Annotated in this window: 20 protein-coding genes; 9 read left to right on the plus strand and 11 right to left on the minus strand. The window is 61.2% G+C overall.

The features are described from left to right. Positions 1 to 218: 218 nt before the first annotated feature. A complete protein-coding gene (locus FW796_RS18555; RefSeq protein ID WP_446439738.1) occupies positions 219 to 569 on the plus strand; it encodes a toxin in 351 nt (116 codons plus the stop codon). Further along, positions 556 to 873 carry a helix-turn-helix domain-containing protein gene (locus tag FW796_RS18560; protein WP_346635093.1) on the plus strand — a complete coding sequence of 106 codons (318 nt, stop codon included), beginning with the start codon at positions 556 to 558 and terminating at the stop codon, positions 871 to 873. Before FW796_RS18555 ends, FW796_RS18560 begins: the two co-directional genes overlap by 14 nt. Positions 874 to 945: 72 nt before the next feature. On the opposite strand, the gene cysS is transcribed toward FW796_RS18560, so the two are convergent. Next, complete coding sequence (cysS, locus tag FW796_RS18565) at positions 946 to 2,328, minus strand: cysteine--tRNA ligase (protein WP_092313045.1); 1,383 nt, start codon at positions 2,326 to 2,328, stop codon at positions 946 to 948. An 18-nt stretch (positions 2,329 to 2,346) separates the two neighbouring features. Then, entirely contained in the window at positions 2,347 to 4,047 is a 1,701-nt protein-coding gene (locus FW796_RS18570; RefSeq protein WP_346635094.1) for a glutamine--tRNA ligase/YqeY domain fusion protein, read from the minus strand. A gap of 270 nt (positions 4,048 to 4,317) precedes the next feature. On the opposite strand from FW796_RS18570, the gene FW796_RS18575 reads away from it, so the two are divergent. Both FW796_RS18575 and lpxH read left to right on the plus strand, forming a co-directional pair. Then, positions 4,318 to 4,821, plus strand: a complete 504-nt coding sequence (locus tag FW796_RS18575) for a peptidylprolyl isomerase (RefSeq protein WP_346635095.1) — start codon at positions 4,318 to 4,320, stop codon at positions 4,819 to 4,821. Continuing rightward, positions 4,818 to 5,570 (plus strand): UDP-2,3-diacylglucosamine diphosphatase, encoded by a 753-nt coding sequence (gene lpxH, locus FW796_RS18580; protein WP_404937309.1) that lies wholly within the window; start codon positions 4,818 to 4,820, stop codon positions 5,568 to 5,570. The genes FW796_RS18575 and lpxH overlap by 4 nt, the downstream gene beginning before the upstream one ends. 145 nt (positions 5,571 to 5,715) lie before the next feature. Here the strand turns inward: lpxH and FW796_RS18585 are convergent, their stop codons facing one another. The 7 genes from FW796_RS18585 to FW796_RS18615 form a co-directional block, all read right to left on the minus strand. Continuing rightward, a complete protein-coding gene (locus FW796_RS18585; RefSeq protein ID WP_346635097.1) occupies positions 5,716 to 7,245 on the minus strand; it encodes a DHA2 family efflux MFS transporter permease subunit in 1,530 nt (509 codons plus the stop codon). A 68-nt stretch (positions 7,246 to 7,313) separates the two neighbouring features. Continuing rightward, a complete protein-coding gene (locus tag FW796_RS18590; RefSeq protein WP_346635098.1) occupies positions 7,314 to 8,513 on the minus strand; it encodes an efflux RND transporter periplasmic adaptor subunit in 1,200 nt (399 codons plus the stop codon). A 15-nt stretch (positions 8,514 to 8,528) separates the two neighbouring features. Then, entirely contained in the window at positions 8,529 to 9,998 is a 1,470-nt protein-coding gene (locus FW796_RS18595; RefSeq protein WP_446439739.1) for an efflux transporter outer membrane subunit, read from the minus strand. Beyond that, positions 9,995 to 10,468 carry a MarR family winged helix-turn-helix transcriptional regulator gene (locus tag FW796_RS18600; RefSeq protein WP_346635100.1) on the minus strand — a complete coding sequence of 158 codons (474 nt, stop codon included), beginning with the start codon at positions 10,466 to 10,468 and terminating at the stop codon, positions 9,995 to 9,997. The genes FW796_RS18595 and FW796_RS18600 overlap by 4 nt, the downstream gene beginning before the upstream one ends. 206 nt (positions 10,469 to 10,674) lie before the next feature. Next, entirely contained in the window at positions 10,675 to 14,352 is a 3,678-nt protein-coding gene (locus FW796_RS18605; RefSeq protein WP_404937311.1) for a translocation/assembly module TamB domain-containing protein, read from the minus strand. After that, positions 14,349 to 16,076: an autotransporter assembly complex protein TamA gene (locus FW796_RS18610; protein ID WP_446439740.1), complete on the minus strand. Its 1,728-nt coding sequence runs from the start codon at positions 16,074 to 16,076 to the stop codon at positions 14,349 to 14,351. The genes FW796_RS18605 and FW796_RS18610 overlap by 4 nt, the downstream gene beginning before the upstream one ends. A gap of 65 nt (positions 16,077 to 16,141) precedes the next feature. Then, positions 16,142 to 16,792: a GNAT family N-acetyltransferase gene (locus tag FW796_RS18615; RefSeq protein WP_346635103.1), complete on the minus strand. Its 651-nt coding sequence runs from the start codon at positions 16,790 to 16,792 to the stop codon at positions 16,142 to 16,144. Positions 16,793 to 16,967: 175 nt separating this feature from the next. On the opposite strand from FW796_RS18615, the gene xthA reads away from it, so the two are divergent. Then, positions 16,968 to 17,780, plus strand: a complete 813-nt coding sequence (gene xthA, locus FW796_RS18620; RefSeq protein ID WP_346635104.1) for an exodeoxyribonuclease III — start codon at positions 16,968 to 16,970, stop codon at positions 17,778 to 17,780. 48 nt (positions 17,781 to 17,828) lie between these two features. Here xthA and FW796_RS18625 read toward each other — a convergent pair whose 3' ends face one another. Further along, on the minus strand, positions 17,829 to 18,161 hold the full coding sequence (locus FW796_RS18625; protein ID WP_123727914.1) for a DUF1508 domain-containing protein: 333 nt from the start codon (positions 18,159 to 18,161) through the stop codon (positions 17,829 to 17,831). Between the two features lie 292 nt (positions 18,162 to 18,453). Between FW796_RS18625 and FW796_RS18630 the strand changes: the two genes are divergently transcribed. Then, entirely contained in the window at positions 18,454 to 19,836 is a 1,383-nt protein-coding gene (locus tag FW796_RS18630; protein WP_446439741.1) for a substrate-binding domain-containing protein, read from the plus strand. Positions 19,837 to 19,891: 55 nt separating this feature from the next. On the opposite strand, the gene FW796_RS18635 is transcribed toward FW796_RS18630, so the two are convergent. Further along, positions 19,892 to 21,121 carry an acyl-CoA dehydrogenase gene (locus FW796_RS18635; RefSeq protein WP_346635106.1) on the minus strand — a complete coding sequence of 410 codons (1,230 nt, stop codon included), beginning with the start codon at positions 21,119 to 21,121 and terminating at the stop codon, positions 19,892 to 19,894. Between the two features lie 180 nt (positions 21,122 to 21,301). Here FW796_RS18635 and FW796_RS18640 point away from each other — a divergent pair, with 180 nt between their 5' ends. From FW796_RS18640 to FW796_RS18650, 3 genes are all read left to right on the plus strand, one after another. Further along, complete coding sequence (locus tag FW796_RS18640; RefSeq protein WP_221811545.1) at positions 21,302 to 22,237, plus strand: LysR family transcriptional regulator; 936 nt, start codon at positions 21,302 to 21,304, stop codon at positions 22,235 to 22,237. Positions 22,238 to 22,361: 124 nt separating this feature from the next. Continuing rightward, complete coding sequence (locus FW796_RS18645) at positions 22,362 to 22,766, plus strand: MerR family transcriptional regulator (protein WP_102864696.1); 405 nt, start codon at positions 22,362 to 22,364, stop codon at positions 22,764 to 22,766. Between the two features lie 62 nt (positions 22,767 to 22,828). After that, complete coding sequence (locus FW796_RS18650) at positions 22,829 to 23,728, plus strand: hydroxymethylglutaryl-CoA lyase (RefSeq protein ID WP_346635107.1); 900 nt, start codon at positions 22,829 to 22,831, stop codon at positions 23,726 to 23,728. Positions 23,729 to 23,814 lie beyond the last annotated feature (86 nt).

Genomic DNA, 23,814 nt, shown 5'->3' on the forward strand with positions numbered 1-23,814 from the left:
ACAAACAGAACGGCACCTTCGGGTGCCGTTTTGCATTTCAGGCCCCTGCCCTCCCCTCTTCCCAGCGAAACTCGGAATCGCCCTTCCTGTCACGTCGGCCCGGTCCGACATTCAGCCCACTGCCGCGGGCATAGACTGTTGCCAGATCAAACGCGGCGCTCAACGGGCCTTGACCAAAGCTGCAGCGTCATCCAGTCTATACGCAGGAAGCGTATGAAATGAATGCTCTGTTTGTTGAACTACCGGCATTTGCACGATACCGAAAGGACTTCCTTGACGACGAGTTGTTCTGCGAACTGCAGATCGAGTTGCTGCGCCACCCGCACGCGGGTGTTCTGATTCAGGGCACTGGCGGCTTGCGCAAGATGCGTTTCGTCGATGAGCGACGCAACAACGGCAAGCGTGGCGGGCTGAGGGTGATTTATTACTGGTGGTCCGGGGGAGCGCAGTTCTGGCTCTTTACCTTGTTCGACAAGGAGCAGATGGACGACCTGCTACCGCAGCAGCGACAACAGCTCAAACAACTGCTGGAACGTGAAATCGAGGCCAGAAGACATGACCAAACGTGACATCTTTTCCGAACTGCTAGAAGGCGTCGATGCCCTCACCCAGGAACGTCAGGGCAAGATCACCCTGCGTAGCCATAAAGTGAAGCTCGACAAGCTGCCGCCCATCACCGCCGCCGAGGTGATGAACATCCGCCAGCAACTCAACCTCTCGCGCTCGGTATTCGCCATGTACCTGCGCACCAACACCCGCACCCTGGAAAACTGGGAACAGGGCCGCGCCACCCCCAATGCCCAGGCCACAACCCTGATACGCCTAGTGGAACGCTACCCGGATACCGTAGAGCGCCTGGCCTCGCTGGCCTGAGCGAGCCTGAGCTTTGCAATGGGCAACAAAAAACCCGCACCAGGCGGGTTTCTTGTTGCTGCGAACCTAGGCCTAGTCAGCCAGACGCCAGGTAGTGCCGCCCTTGCCGTCTTCCAGAATCACGCCCATGGCGGTGATCTGGTCACGGATCCGGTCGGACTCGGCCCAGTCCTTGTTGGCACGGGCCGCCAGGCGAGCCTGGATCAGCGCCTCGACTTCGGCCGCATCGACCCGGCCTTCGGCACCGGCTTGCAGGAAGTCGTCGGCTTCCAGTTGCAGCACACCCAGTACGCTGGCCAGCTCTTTCAGGCGCGCCGCCAGACCGGCCGCCGCATCGATATCGCTCTCACGCAGGCGGTTGATCTCGCGCACCATCTCGAACAACACGGCACAGGCTTCCGGAGTACCGAAGTCGTCGTTCATCACCTGGGTGAAACGTTCGACAAAAGCCTCGCCACCGGCCGGCGCCACTTTCGGCAGGCCCTTGAGTGCGTGATAGAAACGCTCCAGGGCGCCCTTGGCGTCCTTGAGGTTGTCTTCCGAGTAGTTGATGGCGCTGCGGTAGTGGCTGGCCACCAGCAGGTAACGCACCACTTCCGGATGGTACTTGTCGAGCACATCGCGAATGGTGAAGAAGTTGTTCAAGGACTTGGACATCTTCTCGCCATTGATGCGGATCATGCCGCAGTGCATCCAGGCGTTGGCGTAGGGCTTGCCGGTGGCGGCCTCGCTCTGGGCAATCTCGTTCTCGTGGTGCGGGAACTCCAGGTCGCTGCCGCCGCCATGAATGTCGAAGGTCTCGCCCAGGCAGCAGGTGGACATCACCGAGCATTCGATGTGCCAGCCCGGACGACCGTCACCCCAAGGCGATGGCCAGCTTGGCTCGCCCGGCTTGGTGCCTTTCCACAGAACGAAGTCCAGTGGGTCCTGCTTCGACTCGTCGACTTCGATCCGCGCGCCGATGCGCAGGTCTTCGATCTTCTTGCGCGACAGCTTGCCGTAGCCCATGAATTTGCCGACGCGGTAGTACACGTCGCCATTGCCCGGGGCATAAGCGTAACCCTTGTCGATCAGGGTCTGGATCATCTTCAGCATGCCCGGAATATGATCCGTGGCACGCGGCTCCATGTCCGGCTTGAGGATGTTGAGGCGTGCTTCATCCTCGTGCATCGCCGTGATCATACGTTCGGTCAGGACATTGAACGGCTCACCGTTCTCCTTGGCCCGGTTGATGATCTTGTCTTCGATGTCGGTGATGTTGCGCACATACGTCAGGTCATACCCGCTGAAACGCAGCCAGCGGGTAATCAGGTCGAAGGCCACCATGCTGCGGCCATGGCCCAGGTGGCAGTAGTCGTACACGGTCATGCCGCACACGTACATGCGCACCTTGTTGCCATCCAGAGGCTTGAAGACTTCTTTGCTCTTGGTGAGCGTGTTGTAGATCGTTAGCACGTTAGTTCCTTGACTGAATCACTGACCCCAGGAGTCGCGCAGGGTCACGGTACGGTTGAATACCGGAGCACCTGGTTTCGAGTCCTTGATATCCGCGCAGAAGTAGCCTTCGCGCTCGAACTGGAAACGGTCTTCCGGCTGTGCGTTGCCCAGCGAGGGTTCAGCACGACAACCAGTGAGCACTTGCAGGGAGTCAGGGTTGATGTTGTCCAGGAAACTCGCGCTGTCTTCGGCCTTCTCCGGGTTCGGAGAGCGGAACAGACGATCGTACAGACGCACTTCGCACTCGACGCTAGCCGCAGCCGGCACCCAGTGGACCACGCCCTTGACCTTGCGGCCTTCAGGGTTCTTGCCCAGGGTGTCCGGATCGTAGGAGCAACGCAGCTCGACGATATTGCCCTCAGCATCCTTGATCGCTTCGTCGGCACGGATCACGTAGCTGCCGCGCAGGCGCACTTCGCCGTTCGGCTCCAGGCGCTTGTAGCCTTTTGGCGGCTCTTCCATGAAGTCGTCACGGTCGATGTAGATTTCACGGGCGAATGGCAGCTTGCGCACGCCAAGTTCTTCTTTCTGCGGATGACGCGGCAGTTCGAGGTTCTCGACCTGGTCTTCCGGATAGTTGGTGATCACGACTTTCAACGGACGCAGCACGCACATGGCGCGCGGGGCATTCGCGTCGAGGTCCTGGCGGATGCTGAATTCCAGCATGCCGTAGTCGACCACGCCGTCGGAGCGGTTGGTGCCAACCATCTCGCAGAAATTGCGGATCGATGCCGGGGTGTAGCCGCGGCGGCGGAAGCCCGACAGGGTCGACATGCGCGGGTCGTCCCAACCATTCACGTGCTTCTCATCCACCAGTTGCTTGAGCTTGCGCTTGCTGGTGATGGTGTAGTTCAGGTTCAGGCGGCTGAACTCGTACTGGCGCGGGTTGGCCGGCACTGGCAGGTGCTCGAGGAACCACTCGTACAGCGGACGGTGGCTTTCGAACTCCAGGGTGCAGATCGAGTGGGTGATGCCTTCGATGGCATCCGACTGACCGTGGGTGAAGTCGTAGTTGGGGTAGATGCACCACTTGTCACCGGTCTGGTGGTGATGGGCGTGGCGGATGCGGTACATGATCGGGTCGCGCAGGTTCATGTTCGGCGAGGCCATGTCGATCTTGGCCCGCAGTACCCGTGCACCGTCCGGGAATTCGCCGGCACGCATGCGGGCGAACCAGTCCAGGTTCTCTTCTACCGAACGCTCGCGGAACGGGCTGTTCTTGCCCGGCTCGGTGAGGCTGCCGCGGTATTCCTTGGCCTGCTCGGGGGTCAGGTCGCAGACGTAGGCTTTGCCTGCCTTGATCAGTTCCACGGCCCAGTCGTGCAACTGGTCGAAATATTGCGAGGCATAGCGCACTTCACCGGACCATTCGAAACCCAGCCACTTGACGTCGCTTTCGATGGCGTCGATGTACTCCTGGTCTTCCTTGGCCGGGTTGGTGTCGTCGAAGCGCAGGTGGGTGACACCCCCGAACTCCTGGGCCAGACCGAAGTTCACGCAGATCGACTTGGCGTGACCGATGTGCAGGTAACCGTTGGGCTCCGGAGGGAAGCGGGTCACGATCTGTGTGTGCTTACCCGAGTCCAGGTCCGCCTGGATGATCGGGCGCAGGAAGTTGACCGGTACGGCCGGTCCAGTCTTGGAATTCGAGGTAGGGTCGACAGTGGGCTTGCTCATAGGATCCTTGAACGTACAAGTGCGCGGCCAGGTGCGGCCTGATAAATCAAAACGGATATCATAGCCGATGCTGTCAAGTGCCTGACAGAGCGCAGCTTTAAAACTGCGGCTATTAATGGCACCCAAGTGAAAAAACAGCCTCGAAATTCGTGGCGGTCACGCTAAACTGCGCTCCTTGGCTGCAGGATGGCCAAATCGGTGCGGACCCCATGCGTGCCCCGCCACCCAGGATTTTCTTGAAAACGCTTCTCCTTATACAGAGTACCGACCATGACCCAAGTCAAACTGACCACCAACCACGGCGAGATCGTGCTGGAACTGAACGCCGAGAAAGCCCCGTTGACCGTGGCCAACTTCGTCGAATACGTGAAAGCCGGTCACTACGAGAACACCGTATTTCACCGCGTCATCGGTAACTTCATGATCCAGGGCGGCGGCTTCGAACCTGGCATGAAAGAAAAGAAAGACAAGCGTCCAAGCATCCAGAACGAAGCGGACAACGGCCTTTCCAACGACAAGTACACCGTCGCCATGGCCCGTACCATGGAGCCGCATTCGGCCTCCGCGCAGTTCTTCATCAACGTCGCTGACAACAGCTTCCTCAACCACAGCGGCAAGACCGTTCAAGGCTGGGGCTATGCCGTATTCGGTAAAGTGATCGCCGGCACTGAAGTGGTCGACAAGATCAAGGGCGTGGCCACCACCATGAAATCCGGCCACCAGGATGTACCCGCAGAAGACGTGATCATCGAGAAAGCCGAGATCGTTGAGTGATACTGCTGATTTCAGATTTGCATCTGGAAGAGGAACGCCCGGACATTACCCGGGCGTTTCTGGATTTACTCGGTGGGCGCGCTCGCGCCGCCGAGGCGCTGTACATACTCGGGGACTTCTTCGAGGTATGGATCGGCGACGATGCCATGACCCCCTACCAGCTTTCCATTTGCCAGGCACTGCGCGAGCTCAGCGACAGCGGCACGCAGATCTTCCTGATGCACGGCAATCGCGACTTCATGCTCGGCCAGGCCTTCTGCAAGGCGGCGGGCGCCACCCTGCTCAAGGACCCCAGCGTCGTCGACTTCTACGGTGAACCGGTATTGCTGATGCACGGCGACAGCCTGTGCACCCGCGACGAAGCCTACATGCGCATGCGCCGTTACCTGCGCAACCCGTTGAGCCTGTGGATTCTGCGGCACCTGCCCTTGCGCACCCGGCGCAAACTGGCACGCAAGCTGCGCAATGAAAGCCGTGCCCAGACCCGCATGAAAGCCAACGACATCGTCGATGTGACCCCGGACGAAGTGCCGCGGGTGATGCAGGAACATGGCGTGCACACCCTGGTACACGGCCATACCCACCGCCCGGCGATTCACAAGTTGCAGATTGGCGAGCAAGCCGCCAAACGCATCGTGCTGGGGGATTGGGACCGTCAAGGTTGGGCGTTGCAGGTCGATGAGCAAGGCTTTCAGTTGGCGGCATTCGATTTCGTACCGGCTCAGTTGGCGCTGCCCGGTTCGTCTTGAATTTCGCGTCTTTCGCTGGCAAGCCAGCTCCTACAACGATTCCTCAACCGTAGGAGTCGGCTTGCCGACGAAGAGGGCCCTGGGCCTTGCATTAGCCTTGAGGACGCCTTCGCTGGCAAGCCAGCCCCTACAAGGGAGCTGGGCATCAATGCCCCGCCGACGCCGGGCCGGCCTTGGCGGCGAACGGCGGCTTGGCCAGCCAGACCAGCAGAATCAGGCCCATGAACACCCAGCCCAGCAAGGTGAAATAGTCCACCGTCGAGAGCATGTACGCCTGGCTGGTGAGCACTTGATCCAACTGCGCGTAGGCCTTGGTGCTGGCACCGCCGAGGTTGTTCAGTGCATCCCGGGTGACCGGATCGAAGGTGCTCATGCTTTCGCTCATGTAGGCATGGTGCTGATCCGCCCGACGTATCCAGATCCAGGTTGTCAGCGACGCGGCAAAGCTGCCTCCCAGGGTCCGCAGAAAGGTCGCCAGGCCAGCGCCGTCGGCGATCTGGTGCGGCGGCAGATCGGACATCAGGATGCTCAGGGTCGGCATGAAGAACAGCGCCACGCCAATCCCCATGAACAACTGCACCAGGGCGATGTGCTGGAAGTCCACCTCATTGGTGAAACCGGCACGCATGAAGCAGCTCAGGCCAATGGCCAGGAATGCCAGGCCAGCCAGTAGGCGCAGGTCGAACTTGTGGGCGTACTTGCCGACAAAGGGCGACATCAGCACCGGCAGGATGCCAATCGGTGCCACGGCCAGACCGGCCCAGGTGGCGGTATAGCCCATCTGGGTCTGCAACCATTGCGGCAGGATCAGGTTGATCCCGAAGAACCCGGCGTAGCCGCCCACCAGCACAATGGTGCCGATGCGGAAGTTGCGATGGGCGAACAGCCGCAGGTTGACCACCGGATGACGATCGGTCATTTCCCAGATCACGAACACCGCCAGGGCAATCACCGAGATCAGCGTGCCGACGATGATGAAGTTGGACTCGAACCAGTCCAGGTCGTTGCCCTTGTCGAGGACGATCTGCAAGGCACCAACCCCGACAATCAGGCTCAGCAGGCCGATATAGTCCATCGGCTGACGACTGGTCACCACCGGCCGCGCTTTCATTTGCTGCTGCACCACCCAGGCGGCAAACAGGCCGATCGGCACGTTGATAAAGAAGATCCACGGCCAGCTGTAGCTGTCGGTGATCCAGCCACCGAGTATCGGCCCGGCAATCGGCGCCACCACCGTGACCATGGCCAGCAGCGCCAGGGCCATGCCCCTCTTCGCGGGCGGGTAGACGGCAATCAGCAGGGTTTGGGTCATGGGATACAGGGGACCTGCTACCACCCCTTGCAGCACCCGAAAGCCCACCAATTCCGGCATGGAGGTGGAAATGCCGCAGAGAAACGAGGCCACCACGAACAGCAGCGTGGCCCAGATAAACAGCTTCACTTCACCGAAACGCCGGCTCAGCCAGCCGGTCAGCGGCAAGGCAATGGCGTTGCTCACGGCGAACGAGGTAATGACCCAGGTGCCCTGTTCCGAACTCACCCCGAGGTTGCCGGAGATGGTCGGCAACGCCACGTTGGCGATGGTGGTATCGAGCACCTGCATGAAGGTCGCCAGGGACAGGCCGATGGTACTCAGCAGCAGGCTGGGAGGCGTGAAAGACGCATTATTGCTCATCGCGAATCCTTTGGAACTGGGCTGGCACCCTGGCCTCTAGACGAAACCAGGGTTGACGGATTGGCGAATCAGCGCTGGGCAGTCTTGCCGATGGTCGCGCTGTTGTCGTGGATCAGGCGGGCGATCAGGGCGTCGGCCTCACCCAACTGACGGTCATAGACGTTGGTGCTCAAAGAAGCCTTTTGCGGTGGTTGCTGGGCCAGTACCGGACCGCTCTGATCTCGCAGGTTGACGTTCACCAGGGTCGACAGGCCGACCCGCAGTGGGTGCTTGGCCAGCTCATCGGCGTTGACGTGGATACGCACCGGTACGCGCTGCACGATCTTGATCCAGTTGCCGGTAGCGTTCTGCGCCGGCAACAGGGCAAAGGCGCTACCGGTACCGGCGCCGAGGCTATCAATGGTGCCACTGTATTTCACATCGCTGCCATAGATGTCGGCCTCGATATCCACCGGCTGGCCAATGCGCATGTCCCGCAGCTGGGTTTCCTTAAAGTTGGCGTCGATCCACAGCTGGTCCAGGGGAATCACCGCCATCAGTGCAGTACCCGGCTGGACCCGCTGGCCCAGTTGCACGGTGCGCTTGGCCACATAACCGGTCACCGGCGCGATCAGCGTGCTACGGGCGTTGGTCAGGTAGGCCTGGCGCAACTGCGCAGCGGAAGCCTGCACATCCGGGTGATTGGAGACTACGGTGTCGTCTACCAGAGCATTGGTGGTATTGAGCTGCTGCTGGGCATTGGCCAAGGCATTTTGCGCCGAGGTCAGGTCATCGCGAGCGTGGGACAGTTCTTCCTGGGAGATCGCACCGCTGGCCGCGAGGTTCTTGCGGCGATTGAAGTTGTCCTGGGCTTTCTGCACTTCGGCCTTCTGCGCCGCCACCTGGGCCCGCATGCCATCGACGTTGCTGTACAAGCCGCGTACCTGGCGCACGGTGCGGGCCAGATTGGCCTCGGCACTCTGCAGGCCGACCTGGGCATCGTTGGGGTCGAAGTTGATCAGCACCTGGCCTTCATGCACCAGGTCGCCATCATCAGCGCCGATGCTGACCACGGTGCCGGTGACCAGCGGGGTGATCTCCACGACGTTGCCGTTGACATAGGCATCGTCGGTGCTTTCATTCCAGCGTCCATAGAGTTCGTGCCAGGCGAACACGCCCAGGCCGCCGAGGATGACGATGGCCGTCAGCCCCAGGAGCATGACTTTGCGCTTGCGGGAGTTGCTGGCGTCCGGGGTGTTTTCGGTTGTTTGAGTGTCGGCAGTGGCCATGACAAATACCTCGAATTATTTGGTCTGAGGGGCTGGGGCTGGGTTGGCCGAAGCCAGGTTCTGGGCGCCGAAGCCGCCCCCCAACGCCTGCATCAATTGAATCGACAGGTCGATCTGCTGAGCATTCAGCGTGGCCAGCTGGCGCTGGGCCTGCAGCAATTGCTGCTCGATGCTCAGCACGTCCAGGTAGTTGCCGATCCCGGAACCGAAACGCTGGACCACGGTGTTGTAGGAATCCTGAGCGATGTCGGTGGCGTGCTGCTGGGCGACGATCTGCCGTCCGATATCCCGCAGTTGAGAGATGCTGTCGCTGACATCCCCCAGGGCGGACACCAGGGTCTTGTTGTATTGCGCGACTGCCAGGTCGTAGTCGGCATCCCGAGCGTCCAAGTCGGCCCGCAGTCGCCCACCGTCGAAAATCGGCAGCGAAACGGTCGGCGCAATACTGAAGAAGCGACTGGCGGAACCGAACAGCGCATCGCCCAGCAACGCCTCGGTGCCCGCTCGCGCACTGAGGTTGAGGTTGGGATAGAAACGGGTCTTGCTGGCATAGATGTTCTTGCTCGCCGCTTCCACTCGCCAGCGAGCCGCCACCAGATCCGGCCGGCGTCCCAGCAGTTCAGCAGGCAGCGTCGAAGGCAGGGCTACGGCGCTGGCTTGCAGGACCTTGGGCCGGGAGATGTCATCGGCCCGATCCGGAACTTTGCCCAGCAACACGGCCAGGGCGATCTTCGCGCTCTGCAATTGCTTCTCGGCGTCGATCAGGCTGGCCTGGGAGCTGGCCTCCAGACTTTCGGTCTGCTGGTACTGGTACTGACTGTCGATCCCGGAGTCCAGGCGACGGCGGCTCAGGTCGAGCATCTGCCGGGTACGCTTGAGGTCCTCGTTAGCCAGGTCGTAAACGATATGCGCACGCCCCAGGTCGCTGTAGGCACGCGCCACATCGGCGGCCAGGGTCAGGCTTGCTGCCTGGCGATCGACTTCAGCGGCTCGGGCCTGCCCCAGCGCCGCTTCCCAGGCCGCGCGCTGGCCGCCCCAGAGATCGAAGTTGTAATTGAAGCTGGCGCCAACATTGCGCACCGTGGAATAGGCCCCGCCCTGCCCCAGCGGGTCCTGGTCACGGGCCAGGCGCGAACGGCTGATACCTGCGCTGGCATCCAGGGTTGGCATCCGCTCGGCATCCGCGGCATAGGCCGCAGCACTGGCCTGATGGGCACGGGCACTGGCGATCTGCATGTCCGGGCTGTCCCGCAGGGCTTCCTGGATCAGACCGTCAAGCTGGGTATCGCCCAGGCTTTTCCACCAGTCGCTTTGCGGCCAGGCGGCCGGCGACAAGGTCACGCCGTTGAGAGACTGGCCAGTTGCGAGGCTTTTTGCCTCAAGGCTTACGCCGGAGGTATCCAGGCCGCTGTAATTGGCACAACCGGCCAGACTCATGGCCAACAGCACCAGGCTGAGGCGAGTACGCAAGGATTTACTGCTCATTTATCACCAATGCGCAGGACGGTGATCGGGTCACCGGCTGCCAGCAAAATTTTCTTGAGAATCTGTTCCAGGGTGCGCAACTCCTCGGGAGAGATGGCACCGGCAAGCTCGTTCATCGCATTGGCGCCGATGTAGGGCAGCCGATCGGCGAGCTTCTGCCCCTCTTCGGTCAGCACCAGCTGCACTTGGCGGCGATCACCTTCCGAACGCTTGCGAGCGAGAAAATCCTTCTGCTCCAGGCGATCGAGCATGCGGGTCATGGAACCGCTGTCCAGGGACAGGTGGCGACACAACTCGGCCGGCGTATCGACACCGAACTGGGCCATGATGATCAGCACCTTGAACTGCGCGGCGGTGATGCCGTGGGGTTCCATATGGGTGTCAATGATCCGGTCCTTGAGCAAGGCGGCACGCCCCAGCAGCAGGCCGAGATGGCAATTGTGAAAGTCGTCGGGTTCGAAATGCTTCATCTGACCACCAATTAGCTGCCTAGGCAGAGAGTGTGTGTCGAGATGTTACTGCCTAGGCAGCCAATGTCAACGCAATAATTAGCTTGCTCTTTATTTGCTTGATAAACGGTGCAGCGCCGCCGGTTTGAAACCGGCGGGCGTCTTGTTCTGTGGGAGAAAGGTAGTGTGGACAAGAAGGGGGTCATCCCCCCCTCTGACGGCGAGCCTTAGAAGTCGCGCTTGTAGAAGATGTCCAGGGAGCTGGCAAAACCGCTGGCCGCTTCCAGGTAGACCTTCTTGCTCAGTTTGTAGCGCAAGGCAATGGTGCTGGCAGGTTCGAAGACCCCGACGCCATAACGCAGGCTGAGCTTCTCGGAGATATTGCCGCTGGCCACCACGCTGGTGCTGTTGCCGCTGCCTTGGGTATCGAGCTGGAAGTCCTGGATGCCCAGGTTCTTGGCAATGCCGCCGGTAAGCTCGGAACTGCCCATCAACCCCAGGCCCAGGGCGGCCTGGGCCAGCATGTTGTTGTCTTCACCGGTGGAGCTCAGCGGCCGCCCCAGCACCAGATAGGACAAGGCCTGTTCCTGGCTCATGGCCGGCTCGGAGAAGATCTGCGTCGCCGGTTGCTCGGCGCTGCCACTCAAGCGGATGCCGGCAATCACGTCGTCGGTCTGGCGCACCGCTTCGATATCCAGGTACGGCTGGTCGATGGGGCCGGCAAACAGCAACCGTGCGCGACGCACCGTCAGGCGCTGGCCATAGGCTCGGTAACGACCGTCGTTGAGCCACAGCTCGCCACGGGTATCCATGTTGTCGCCAATGTGCACATGCCCCTGCAGGTTGGCGGTGAGGCCGAACCCGGCAAAGCTGAGCTTGTCCTGGCCCACTTCCACATCGATGTTCATCGCCATGGCCATGGGCTTCTTACCCTCGTCGGTCTGCTGGCCGACGATGACCGTGTCATCGGAAACCTTGACCGTCGACGGCGGCAGTTCACGTACGGTGATCTGCCCCTTGGGGATCAGCACTTTGCCGTCGATTGCCAGTTTGTCGTCCTGCAGTGAGATCTTCAGGTCCGGAGCCATTTCCAGCGCCGCATAGGGCTCGACAGTGACGGGTAACTGCGTGCCCTTGAGGCTCAGGTCCACCGCCAGGGCGCGCCCCCAGGCGATATTGCCGTTGAGGCTGCCCTGCCCGGCCTTGCCGCTTTTCCAGCCGCCGTTGAGTTGCACGCTCTCGCCCATGATCTGCGCGCTCAACTGCAAGTCTTCAAGGCTGATGGGCAGCTCGGAACCGGAGACCTGACCGCCACTGAGTTGCAGATTGCCGTTGACCTGGGGCGCTAGCAGCCCACCAGACAAGCGACCACTGCCGTTCAGATTGCCGCTGAGTTTCTCCACCATGGGCACAAACGGCCGCGCCACGGACAGATCAAGACCACTGAGGCGGAACTCCCCGGACAACGGTTTGCTCTTGGGCAACGGATTGATCTGTGCCTGAACCATCAGTTCTCCCAGCTTGCCGCCGTCGAACTGCAGCTGAGTATCGATGCGTCGCGGGTTGAGGCGGGTGTCGAGCTTCAACGCCTGATAGGGGAAGTCCAGCCACTGCCCCTTGTCCTTGACCCGCAAGGTGCCACCACTGGCATCCAGCAGGATCTGGCCTTTGGGACCACTGGCCGGCAGGTCCAACTGCACCTCGGCATTGAGAATGCCCTTCCAGGCGAAGTCCTTGGGCAGCCATTGAGCCAGGCTGTCGATGGGGAAACGCTTGAGGTGATAACGCAGCTTCGGATCAGGCATCAATCGCTGGTCTTCGCCGCACAGACTGGCATCACCGCTGGTCCAGCAATGGGCGCCAAAGTTGAGGGTGCCATTGGCCAGCCGCTCCAGCTTCGCCGGGCTCTGCAGTTTCCAGTCCTGGCCGCCGGTCTGTACATCGCCACTGGCCAGGCGTCCCCGCCAATTGCCCTGATCCAGCGCGCCGTCCAGCCCCAGGGCCAGTTTCAACAGCGGGCCTTGCAGGTCCAATTGCAGTTTCTGTTTCTTGATATCGCCCTGGCCGGCCAGGGTCAGGGTGCCAAGCTGGGTGTCTCCCGCCTGAATCTCACTGCCCTTGAGTTCCACCTGAGCCTGTTGTGCGCTGTCGAGAGTGGCTTCCAGCTTGAGGCTTTGCAGACGGTTGTCGGCAAAGGCCAGTTGCTGCCCCGAGAGGTCCACCTTGCCCTGTGGCGCCTTGAGCGTGCCTGCCAGGTCTACCCGGCCATTGAGTTGCCCGCGCAACTGCGGCCAGAGCTGGCCCAGGCGCGGCAGCTTGATGTCCAGTTGGCCGGCGATTTTCTGCTGCAGGCTGCCGGAGCCGTTGATGCGGTTGTCCCCCAGGCGGATATCCAGGGCACTCAGGTTCCACTGCTCCCCTGCCCCGTCGGCCTTGGCCAGCAGCACGGTTGGCTGCCCCCGCAGGCGCCCCTTGAGGTCGAGGTCGGCCGTGACCTTGAGCTGTTCATTCTTCATTTCACCCTGGCTGCGCAAAGGGCCGGCCAAGGTGCCGGGCAACTCGGCCAGCCAATAGGCCGGGTTGATGGCCGACAACTCCAGGGCCGTATCCCAGGCCACACCGTCGGCAAATTGCAGGTTCAGGTGCCCCTGGGCCTTGCCTTGTCCGGCCGTGAGCTGAAACTGCGGCAGGAAGATCTTGCTCAAGTCGCCGCTGAATGGACTGCTCAGGCTGAAGGCGCCTGCCGGGCCATCCAGATCACCCTTGAAGTTGCCCAGGTAATTGCCATCCCGATACGCCACTTCTGCATTGAAGCTGCGCAACGCCACGGCCGGTTCTTCGATCAATGGGTAAAGGCGATGCCAGGGGAAATCCAGCCAGGCAAGCTTCGCCTCGGCCGAAAAGCCTTGGCTCCAATCAAGCTGACCGCTGAGATTGAGGCTTTGCTTGTCGTTGGCCCGCAGGTCCAGCGTGGCGATCTGCGCGCCCTTGGCGTCGACCTTGCCTTGCAACCGCAGAGCCACCGGCCCTTGCTCCGCCGGCAGACTGGCCTTGCCGTTGAGCTGGTAGCCGTTTTTCAAGTCCCCCTTGCCGGTCAATTCCAACTGGTCCAGTTGCAGGGTATCCGGCAAGTCGGCGCTGGCCTTGAAGCCATCGGCAATGATTCGCACCTGCGCCGGCAGGTTCTCCACCAGGGGTTGCAGCTCACCGCTCAACTGCCCTTGCAGATAACCACTGCTGTCGGCCTTGAGTTTCAAGGTCTTGAGCAGATCGCCTTCGATCTTCATAGCCAGGGCCCAGGGGCCACCGCCAGGAGCGGGCAAACCGAGGGTACCCTGAGCCGTCAGAGGCCAGTCGCCACTGGGTTGCAACAGGCCGGACAGGTCGAGGCTCAGGTCATCGCGCTGCAGGTGCACCGAGTCGATCTGCAAGCCCTGAGCGGTCCAGTGCGCCGCCAGTTGCAGCCCCTTGAGTTCTTCACTGCCGTTGAACAACAGACGGCCAACCCGTACCTGTCCAAGCTCGATGGCCACGGGCAGACGCAGTTCCGGCAGGCTGATGGGCCCCGTGCTTTCTTCGGCATCGTTGCCGGGAGCGAACTGAAGGCTGACCTGATCGGCCTCCAACTGCTCGATGCACAGGGTCATGCGCAACAGGCAGGCAGGAGACCAGGCAAATTTCACCGATTCGAGCTCAACCCGGCTGCCGTCCTGCTGCCAGAGCAGATGGTCTGTGCTCCACTGGCCGCCCAGATGCCCCTGGAAATTGTCCAGGGTCAGTCCCGGCACCAGGCCCAGGGCCCAGCGGCTGCCGGCCTGGGTCCCCAGAACCGTGGTCAGGGCCAGGAGGGTGAGGATCACCAGCGCAAGAATCGCCAGCAGCGTTATCTTCAAAGCGCGCTTCAAAGCTCTGGCCCCATGGAAAAGTGCAAGCGAATACCACCGTCATCATTCATTGCGTGGGCCAGGTCGACCCGGATCGGTCCTACCGGCGAAACCCAGCGCAGCCCTACACCGACCCCGGTCTTGAGGTTCGGCAGTTCCAGTTTGTTGAACGAGTTGCCCTGATCGACAAAGGTCGCGATCCGCCATTTCTCGGCGATGGAATACTGATACTCGACACTGCCCGCCACCATGTAACGCCCCCCGATACGATCGCCGTCGGAGTTCTTCGGGGACAGGGTCTGGTAGTCGTAGCCACGCACGCTCTGGTCGCCACCGGCGAAGAAGCGCAAGGACGGCGGAATGGATTTGTAACCGTTGGTGGCGCTGCCTCCAAACTGCACACGACCGAGAAAGCGATGATTGTCCCAGGCTGTGGTCAGGCCTTTGAGCAGGACCGTTCCGTACAACAGGTTGGTGTCGGAACCCACGCCTTCCTTGGCCAGCTTGGTATCGAATTGAATGCGATAACCGTTATGCGGATCGATGCGATTGTCGCTGCGCAGGTAGGAATAGGTCAGGCCAGGCATCAGCAGATTACTCAGGCCCGAGTCGTCCCCAAGGCGATACTCCTCACGCTGATACTTCAGCGAGACCACGCGCTGCCAGCCGCTGGGCAGCTTGCTGTGCCACTCGGGGCCCACTGTGAGCAACTTACTCAGGGTATCGGTGCCGGAGATTTCTTCGTTCTGATAACCACCGGCAAAGCGCAGCTTGTCGGTCAGGGGCGGGTCCAGAGGAATGTCGTACCACAGACCGACGTTCTGCCGCGGCGCCGAGACTTCCGCCTCCCAGCCATAACTGTGGCCCTGGGGATTGACCCAGTGCCGGGTCCAGTTGGCCTTGACCCGGGGGCCGACGTCGGTGGAGTAACCCAGGCCAAGTCCCATGGTCCGGGGCTTGCGGGTTTCCAGCAGGACCGCTACCGGAATCACCTCATGCTCGGCAGCAGTGGGCGCCGCATCTACCCGAACACCCTCGAAATAGCCACTGGACTGCAGCGCCTGATTGAGTTCGGCAATCAACTCGGAGTCGTAGGGGGCGCCGTTCTTGAAGGGCACCATGCGCCGCAACAGGTCTTCGTCAAACAACGAGTCCCCGGTGAAACTGACCTTGCCCAGTGCGTAACGCGGACCGCTTTCATAAACCAGTTCGATGTCCGCCACCCCGGCCAGGGGATCTACCGACAATTGCTGGCGGGTAAAACGCCCGCTGAAAAAACCATAGCGCGAGGCCTGATTCTGGATCAGGCGCTTGGCATCTTCATAACGGCCATGATTGAGCACAGCGCCAGGCTTGAGCTGGTCACTGTCGGGGGTGCGGAAGGACTTGAGGGAAGCCGCCGGGCCTTCGACCCGGATCGTCACATTGCGCAGATGCACCGGCTCGCCGGGGTCGATACGCAACAACAGGCGGGGTTTCTCGCCGCCACGTACTTCGCTTTCGATATGGGGCTGGTAGTAGCCCAACGCCTGGGCGGCTTTCTTCGCCTGCTCCTCGGCGCCCCGGCTGAACCGCAGCAGGGCTTCTTCATCGCGATCACCGACACCGCCAATGTAACCCTCCACATTGGCCTTCAGCTCGTCGTTGGCGGGCTTTACCCTGACATCCAATTCGCTCTGCGCCAGCGCCGCACAGCTTGTGAACAACAGCAAAAAGCCGCTGGTAAATCTTCCTGGAAACTTCATAGGCGCGGATGCTATCACGAGCTTGGGGGGGCGATAGAGCGCTCAAGTGCTAGGAAAGTTCTATATCAGGCTGTTGCTCTTTGTAAGAGCTGCGGGTTCGCATGAAAGAAAACGTGCTCACGGACCGGCCCTACCGCGATCTCCCCGATCTCCTCATAACCCTGACGTTTATAGAACTCCAGATAGCGCGGATTGCCCGTATCCAGGACCACGCCCTGGGAATGTTCATCCACTGCACACCAATTGTGAACCGCCTGCAGTAACTGTTCGCCGAAATGCTGCCCCTGAAATTGCGGGTGCACCCCCAGCAGCGGCAGCACATGAACCGCATCGCCGGGTAGGCAAGCCTGCACCGCTTCGTGGTACTCCAGATACCGCCGCGTACACCGGAACCCCGTGCTCAGGACCATGCGCAGCCGCCAGGCCCAGCTTTCGGTAATGCCCAGGCGGCGTTGCGGCGGGGCGATCAGGGCAATGCCAATCAAGCGGTCATTGACGAGCAGGCCGATGGCCGGCAGGTCTTGCAGAAAATGTTGCTTTACCAGCTCGCGCACCGTCGCCCGCACCCGCTGTTCATAACCGGCGCGCTCGGATTCGAAAATGAAACCGAACGTCGGTTCATGGCGATAGGCCTGGTACAGCAGCGACCGCGCTTCGCGGGAATAGCCGCTGTCGAGCATATGGATATCGGCGATGGCGTTGGAGGTATCAGGCATGTCGGTCACTCTCCCCTGGACCCGGCTCGAATGGCCGCGCTCTTGTTATTACGAACCTGGCGCGGCGCTGATCGTTCCCACGCTCAAGGACATTAGCAGCGCATTCGCGGGGCTGCCATGCTGGTCGACCCGGGCGTAGTCAGCTAGCATCGCTGTTTTGCCAGGACCGCCGACCATGAAGATCGTCTCGTTCAATATCAACGGGCTGCGCGCCCGCCCCCATCAGTTGGCGGCGCTGATCGACAAACACCAGCCGGACGTGATCGGCCTGCAGGAAACCAAGGTCGCCGACGAGCAGTTTCCCCTCGCCGACATCCAGGCCCTGGGCTACCACGTGCATTACCACGGCCAGAAGGGCCATTACGGTGTCGCCCTGCTCTCGCGCCAGGCGCCACTGGCCCTGCATAAAGGCTTTGAAGGCGATGACGAGGACGCCCAGCGGCGTTTTATCTGGGGCACCTTCGCCGATGCCAACGGCACGCCGGTGACCATCATGAACGGCTACTTCCCCCAGGGTGAAAGCCGCGACCATCCCACCAAGTTCCCGGCCAAGGAACGCTTCTACAACGACCTGCAACACCTGCTGGAAAGCCGCTTCAGCAACGACCAGCCCCTGGTGGTCATGGGCGATGTGAATATTTCCCCGCAAGACTGCGACATCGGCATCGGCGCCGAAAATGCCAAGCGCTGGCTCAAGACCGGCAAGTGCAGCTTCCTGCCGGAAGAGCGCGAGTGGATGGCACGCCTGAAGAACTGGGGCCTGGTGGACAGCTTCCGTCACCTGAACCCCGAGGTGAACGATCGCTTCAGCTGGTTCGACTACCGCAGCCGCGGCTTCGAGGACGAACCCAAGCGCGGCCTGCGCATTGATCTGATCATGGCATCCCAAGGGCTGCTGCCCCGGGTCAAGGACGCTGGTGTCGACTATGAGCTGCGGGGCATGGAAAAGCCTTCTGACCATGCGCCAATCTGGCTCGAGTTGAGCTGATCGACAGGCACAAAAAAGCCCATCACTAGATGGGCTTTTTTCTACTGCTTACAGATGGACCACTTCAACCCGCTCAGTGGTGCCGGCTGCTGCAATGGCGCTGATCGCGCTTTCAAGGGTGGCTTCCGAATCGTACAAGTGACTGACCAGAATCACTTCCTTGCCAGACTTGAGCTTGAAAAAAGGTTTACCGCCCGATGAAATTTTCTTGACGTAACGCTCGGGAGAAGAGCAGTGTGCGCGGAACAGGCCGAGAGCTGCCTCGGCACTGTCCCGGCAAGGGAATCGGTCGCTTTGAAGCATGGTCTGCGCCTCCTTTGTCTTCAGCAAGAATCTGCATGCACCACTGCCATACTGCTTCAGCTCGAACCAGGCACTCATTTGTAACTCCTTTGCTTACTACGAAATAGCAGCACAACACTGCCGAGGCATCCGCGGGGGGATGACGCGTTGGCAGTCGCCCCAATCCCCGCCAGACAAAGTTGCCCACTCTACGCAGCCTTCGAAGACTGGTCTCTAGGACAAGTCTCAAAAAATCTAGAGAAAACAGCTATTTACGATGTAGGACTTTCGCCATTTGTGGTCAGAAAGTGCCACCCGTCACATCCCTGTCACCTCCCTGACTTAATCTCACCAGCACTCTCCTCTTTCTCAATAGAAGGCCAGTGCCGCCATGCCCCGCGCTTCCACCGTCAGCGAACGAGATATCTGGTGCCGGACCATCAGCCTGTTTCTGATCGGCTTCGTTTGCTATGCCCTGCCTTGGTCGGTGTTCGCCGCCTTGCCCCTGGCACCTGAAAATACCGCTGTGTTGCACATCCAGGGCTCCAACACCATCGGTGCCCAACTTGGCCCGGCGCTGGTCAAGGGTTTGCTCGAACAGCAGGGTCTGCGCGACGTCAGGATCGAGGCCGGCGACAAGGACAATGAGAAACGCGTTCTGGGACAGAGCGCCCAAGGTCGGACAGTCAGAGTCGATGTCGCCGCCCACGGTTCGAGCACCGGCTTTGCCGCGCTGAAAAACGCCCAGGCCGATATTGCAGCCGCCTCCCGACCGATCAGGGACAGCGAACTGGTGGAGCTGGAAAACCTGGGAGACCTGAAAAGTCCCGGCGCTGAACAGGTCATCGCCATCGACGGACTGGCAATCATCCTTCATCCACACAACCCGCTGAGCCAGCTAAGCACCGAACAACTGGCCCGCCTGTTCAGCGGCGAGATCAAGACCTGGGAAGAACTGGGGAGCACGGGCGGACCGATCCACCTGTATGCCCGGGATGACCAGTCCGGCACCTACGACACCTTCAAGGAGCTGGTACTCAGCCGTCGCGGCAAGACACTGAACCCCGCCGCCAAGCGTTTCGAGTCCAGCGAGCAGCTGTCCGACGCGGTGAGCCGAGACCCTCAAGGCATCGGCTTCATCGGCCTGCCCTACGTACGCCAGGCCAAGGCCGTGGCGATTATCGACGGCGACTCCCAACCCATGCCGCCCCTCAACAGCCTGATCGCCACCGAAGACTACCCACTGTCGCGGCGCCTGTACCTGTACCTGCCGCCCAATGGGCAGAACCCCTGGGCCGACGCTCTGGTCAGTTTTGCTCAGAGCGCCAAGGGCCAGGCCATCGTCGCCGCCAACGGTTTTATCGCCCAGACCGTACAGGCCATGAAAGTGGCACCCAGTGCGCAGATGCCCAAGGCCTATCAGGCGTTGAGCCGAGAGGCCCAACGTCTGACGGTGAATTTTCGCTTTGAAGAAGGCAGCGCCAATCTGGACAACAAGGCACGCCAGGACCTGAATCGCGTCCTGGATTACCTGCGCCAACACGGCAAGATGAACCGGCAAGTCACTCTGGCCGGATTCGGTGATGCCAAGAGCGACCCGGCACGCGCTGCGCTACTGTCCAAGCTGCGGGCCATGACCGTGCGCAGGGAACTGGTAAAAAGCGGGGTAGTGTTTCGCGAGATCCGCGGTTTCGGTGCTGAACTGCCAGTGGCAGCCAACAACGCCGACGAGGGCCGGATCAAAAACCGGCGCGTGGAAGTCTGGGTGTACTGAATACACAGCAATCGGCCTGCCACAGGCGTCGCCCGGCAGGCCGGCTGCATGACCATCAATGGCCGCTGCGCAGCATTTCCTTCGGCACATACTTGCCGATTTCGTACTTGCCGATGGCCGCGCGGTGCACTTCATCCGGGCCGTCCGCCAGGCGCAAGGTGCGCTGCATGGCGTACATGTAGGCCAGAGGGAAGTCATTGGATACCCCGGCCCCACCGTGAATCTGGATCGCCCGATCGATCACCCGCAGGGCCACGTTCGGCGCCACCACCTTGATCTGGGCAATCTCGCTCTTGGCCACCTTGTTACCCACGGTGTCCATCATGTAGGCCGCCTTGAGGGTCAGCAGCCGAGCCATGTCGATCTCCATCCGCGAGTCGGCGATCTTGTCGATGTTGCCACCCAGGCGAGCCAGCGGCTTGCCGAACGCGGTGCGATTCACCGCGCGCTTGCACATCAACTCCAGGGCTCGCTCGGCCATGCCAATGGAGCGCATGCAGTGGTGAATGCGGCCCGGGCCAAGACGGCCCTGGGCAATCTCGAAACCACGTCCCTCTCCCAGCAGCACGTTCTCATAAGGCACTCGAACGTTGTCGAACAGCACTTCGGCGTGACCATGAGGCGCATCGTCGTAGCCGAACACCGGCAGTGGACGAACGATTTTCACCCCAGGGGTATCCACCGGCACCAGGATCATCGAGTGCTGCTGGTGACGCGGCGCATCCGGGTTGCTCAGGCCCATGAAGATCAGGATCTTGCAACGCGGGTCACAGGCGCCCGAGGTCCACCACTTCTTGCCGTTGATGACCCACTGGTCGCCATCGCGTACCGCGCGGGCCGCCATATTGGTGGCGTCGGACGAAGCCACATCCGGCTCGGTCATGGCGAATGCGGAGCGGATCTCGCCCCGCAGCAGCGGCTCCAGCCAGCGCTGCTTCTGTTCTTCGCTGGCATAACGCACCAGCACTTCCATGTTGCCGGTATCCGGCGCCGAGCAGTTGAACGGCTCGGGGCCCAGCAGCGAACGGCCCATGATCTCCGCCAATGGAGCATATTCAAGGTTGGTCAGGCCGGCACCCAGTTCCGACTCAGGCAGAAACAAATTCCACAGCCCTTCAGCCTTGGCCTTGAGTTTCAGCTCTTCCATGATGGCGGTCGGCTGCCAGCGATCGCCTTCGGCAACCTGACGCTCGAAGACCGCTTCAGCCGGATAAACATAGGCATCCATGAACGCGGTGACGCGCTCACGCAGTTCCTGAACCTTGGGGGAATAGGCGAATTCCATGGGCAGTTCTACCTTTGTGAAGAACGGGTGTTTGGGGACTGAAATCGATGCTAGATCAGCTACGAAAATTTACCTAGCCTATTCTCGGCGTGTATTAACATTCATCACCGATATATGATCGGCTGATCCGAAAGGCTTCCGAGCCTCCCTCACAGGCCCTAACAATAAGAGTGCAGCGCCATGAATCTGAGCAAGGTCGACCTCAACCTCTTCATCGTTTTCGACGCGATCTACACCGAAGCCAACCTGACCCGCGCCGGGCAGATCGTCGGCATCACCCAACCGGCCGTGTCCAACGCGCTGGCGCGTCTGCGCGAGACCTTCAACGATCCGCTGTTCGTCAGGACCGCCCAGGGCATGGTGCCCACGCCCATGGCGCAAAACATCATCGGCCCGGTGCGCAACGCGCTGTCGCTGCTACGGGTTTCGGTGCAGGAAAGCCGCATCTTCAACCCCCTGCAAGCGGTCAAGACCTATCGCATCAGCATGACCGACCTGACCGAGGCGGTAATCCTGCCGCCACTGTTCCAGCGCCTGCGCCGCCTGGCGCCAGCGGTGATCATCGAGAGTTTCCTCTCCAAGCGCCGGGAGACCACCAAGGAACTGGCGGCCGGACGTCTGGACTTTGCCGTGGATGCCCCCCTCAACACCGACCCTCAGGTGCGCCACGTCAAGCTCATGGAAGACCGTTACGTGTGTGCCATGCGCAAGGGCCATCCCCTGGCGGGCAAGGAAAAGTTTACCCTGGACGACTACCTGTCCCTGACCCACATCCATATTTCCAGCCGCCGCAGCGGCCTGGGCCATGTCGACCTGGCGCTGGGCAAGATGGGCATCCAGCGCAAGATTGCCCTGCGCTCCCAGCACTACCTGATGGCCTCGCAAGTCCTGCAACAGACCGACATGGTCATGACGGTGCCGGAACGTTTTGCCCGACGCCATGAACTGCATGCCTTCAATCTGCCGGTCAATGATGTGCCACCGGTGGAAACCCACCTCTATTGGCACGAAAGCACCGACCAGGACCCGGCCAACCGTTGGATGCGCGAGCAGATGATCGAGCTGTGCCAACAGGTTACCGCCTACGAAAAGAAGCTCGACCAGCAAACAGCCTGACCCCTTCGCCGGCAAGCCCTCTCTGTAGGAGCCGGTTTGCCGGCGAACGGGATCGACTCGGATTGCTTGACGTATACGTAAACCTGCCTTTAGCTTAGCGCCAAGTCCCACCTTGAGCGCCTCCATGAGCAGCCAGACCTACAGCATCTCCGACCTCGCCCGCGAGCTCGACATCACCACCCGGGCCATACGCTTCTATGAAGAACAGGGCCTGCTGGCCCCTGAGCGTCGCGGTCAGGAACGCATCTACTCTCCCCGGGACAAGGTCAGCCTGAAGCTGATCCTGCGGGGCAAGCGCATCGGCTTTTCCCTGGCCGAATGCCGTGAACTCATCGAGCTCTACGACCCCAGCAGCGGCAACCTGAAGCAGTTGCACAGCATGCTGGCGAAAATCGGCGAGCGGCGTGAGCAGCTCGAACAGCAGTTGCTCGACATTGAACAGATGAAGCTGGAACTGGACACCGCCGAAGAGCGCTGCACCCAGGCACTGGAACAAACCATCCAGAACCAGAAAAGCACCGCACAATAATCCTTGGGACACCTGCGCCGCTCGCGCCGGCATCCGCCATCCCTCATAGAAGGTGAACCTGAATGTCACTCCCCAGCCATGTACGCCTGATCGAAGTCGGCCCCCGCGACGGTCTGCAGAACGAAGCCCAGCCCATCAGCGTCGAAGACAAGGTGCAGTTGGTCGATGCCCTGACGGCGGCAGGCCTGGGCTATATAGAAGTCGGCAGTTTCGTCTCGCCCAAGTGGGTGCCGCAGATGGCCGGCTCGGCCGAGGTCTTCGCCCGCATTCAGTGCAAGCCGGGGGTGGTCTATGGCGCGCTGGCGCCGAACCTGCGGGGCTTCGAGGACGCGCTGGCGGCGGGGGTCAAGGAAGTCGCAGTGTTCGCCGCCGCGTCGGAGTCCTTCTCCCAACGCAACATCAACTGTTCCATCAGCGAAAGCCTGCAGCGCTTCGTGCCGATCATGGAAGCCGCCAAACAGAACGGCGTCAGCGTGCGCGGGTATGTGTCCTGTGTGCTGGGCTGCCCTTACGAAGGTGAGGTAGCCCCGGAGCAAGTGGCCCTGGTGGCCCGTGAGCTGTACGCCATGGGCTGCTACGAAGTGTCCCTGGGCGACACCATCGGCACTGGCACCGCCGGCGCCACCCGCAGAATGTTCGAAGTGGTGGGCGCCCAGGTGCCACGGGAGAAGCTCGCCGGCCACTTCCACGACACCTATGGCCAAGCCTTGGCCAACGTCTACGCCAGCCTGCTGGAGGGCATCGCGGTGTTCGACAGTTCGATCGCCGGCCTCGGCGGCTGCCCCTATGCCAAGGGCGCCAGCGGTAACGTCGCCACTGAGGATGTGCTGTACCTGCTCAACGGCCTGGGCATTCACACCGGTATCGACATGGATCGCCTGATCGACGCTGGCCGGCAGATCTGCACGGTACTGGGACGCCCCAGCGGTTCTCGTGTGGCCAAGGCACGTAACGCCGGGTGAGCCAATGTGCGGCCGGGTGTTACCGGCCGCTCTAAACGGCGGCGGGAACGAGTAACACGGAAACAGTTTGTCGATTTTCTTGCGAT

This window comes from Pseudomonas sp. 910_21 (assembly GCF_052850735.1).

Bases quoted from the DNA above. Each gene is read 5' to 3' on its own strand.
- FW796_RS18555 (WP_446439738.1), top strand. From the start codon at position 219: ATGAATGCTCTGTTTGTTGAACTACCGGCATTTGCACGATACCGAAAG.
- FW796_RS18560 (WP_346635093.1), top strand. From the start codon at position 556: ATGACCAAACGTGACATCTTTTCCGAACTGCTAGAAGGCGTCGATGCC.
- FW796_RS18570 (WP_346635094.1), bottom strand. From the start codon at position 4,047: ATGAGCAAGCCCACTGTCGACCCTACCTCGAATTCCAAGACTGGACCG.
- FW796_RS18575 (WP_346635095.1), top strand. From the start codon at position 4,318: ATGACCCAAGTCAAACTGACCACCAACCACGGCGAGATCGTGCTGGAA.
- FW796_RS18585 (WP_346635097.1), bottom strand. From the start codon at position 7,245: ATGAGCAATAATGCGTCTTTCACGCCTCCCAGCCTGCTGCTGAGTACC.
- FW796_RS18590 (WP_346635098.1), bottom strand. From the start codon at position 8,513: ATGGCCACTGCCGACACTCAAACAACCGAAAACACCCCGGACGCCAGC.
- FW796_RS18595 (WP_446439739.1), bottom strand. From the start codon at position 9,998: ATGAGCAGTAAATCCTTGCGTACTCGCCTCAGCCTGGTGCTGTTGGCC.
- FW796_RS18600 (WP_346635100.1), bottom strand. From the start codon at position 10,468: ATGAAGCATTTCGAACCCGACGACTTTCACAATTGCCATCTCGGCCTG.
- FW796_RS18610 (WP_446439740.1), bottom strand. From the start codon at position 16,076: ATGAAGTTTCCAGGAAGATTTACCAGCGGCTTTTTGCTGTTGTTCACA.
- FW796_RS18615 (WP_346635103.1), bottom strand. From the start codon at position 16,792: ATGCCTGATACCTCCAACGCCATCGCCGATATCCATATGCTCGACAGC.
- xthA (WP_346635104.1), top strand. From the start codon at position 16,968: ATGAAGATCGTCTCGTTCAATATCAACGGGCTGCGCGCCCGCCCCCAT.
- FW796_RS18625 (WP_123727914.1), bottom strand. From the start codon at position 18,161: ATGAGTGCCTGGTTCGAGCTGAAGCAGTATGGCAGTGGTGCATGCAGA.
- FW796_RS18630 (WP_446439741.1), top strand. From the start codon at position 18,454: ATGCCCCGCGCTTCCACCGTCAGCGAACGAGATATCTGGTGCCGGACC.
- FW796_RS18635 (WP_346635106.1), bottom strand. From the start codon at position 21,121: ATGGAATTCGCCTATTCCCCCAAGGTTCAGGAACTGCGTGAGCGCGTC.
- FW796_RS18640 (WP_221811545.1), top strand. From the start codon at position 21,302: ATGAATCTGAGCAAGGTCGACCTCAACCTCTTCATCGTTTTCGACGCG.
- FW796_RS18645 (WP_102864696.1), top strand. From the start codon at position 22,362: ATGAGCAGCCAGACCTACAGCATCTCCGACCTCGCCCGCGAGCTCGAC.
- FW796_RS18650 (WP_346635107.1), top strand. From the start codon at position 22,829: ATGTCACTCCCCAGCCATGTACGCCTGATCGAAGTCGGCCCCCGCGAC.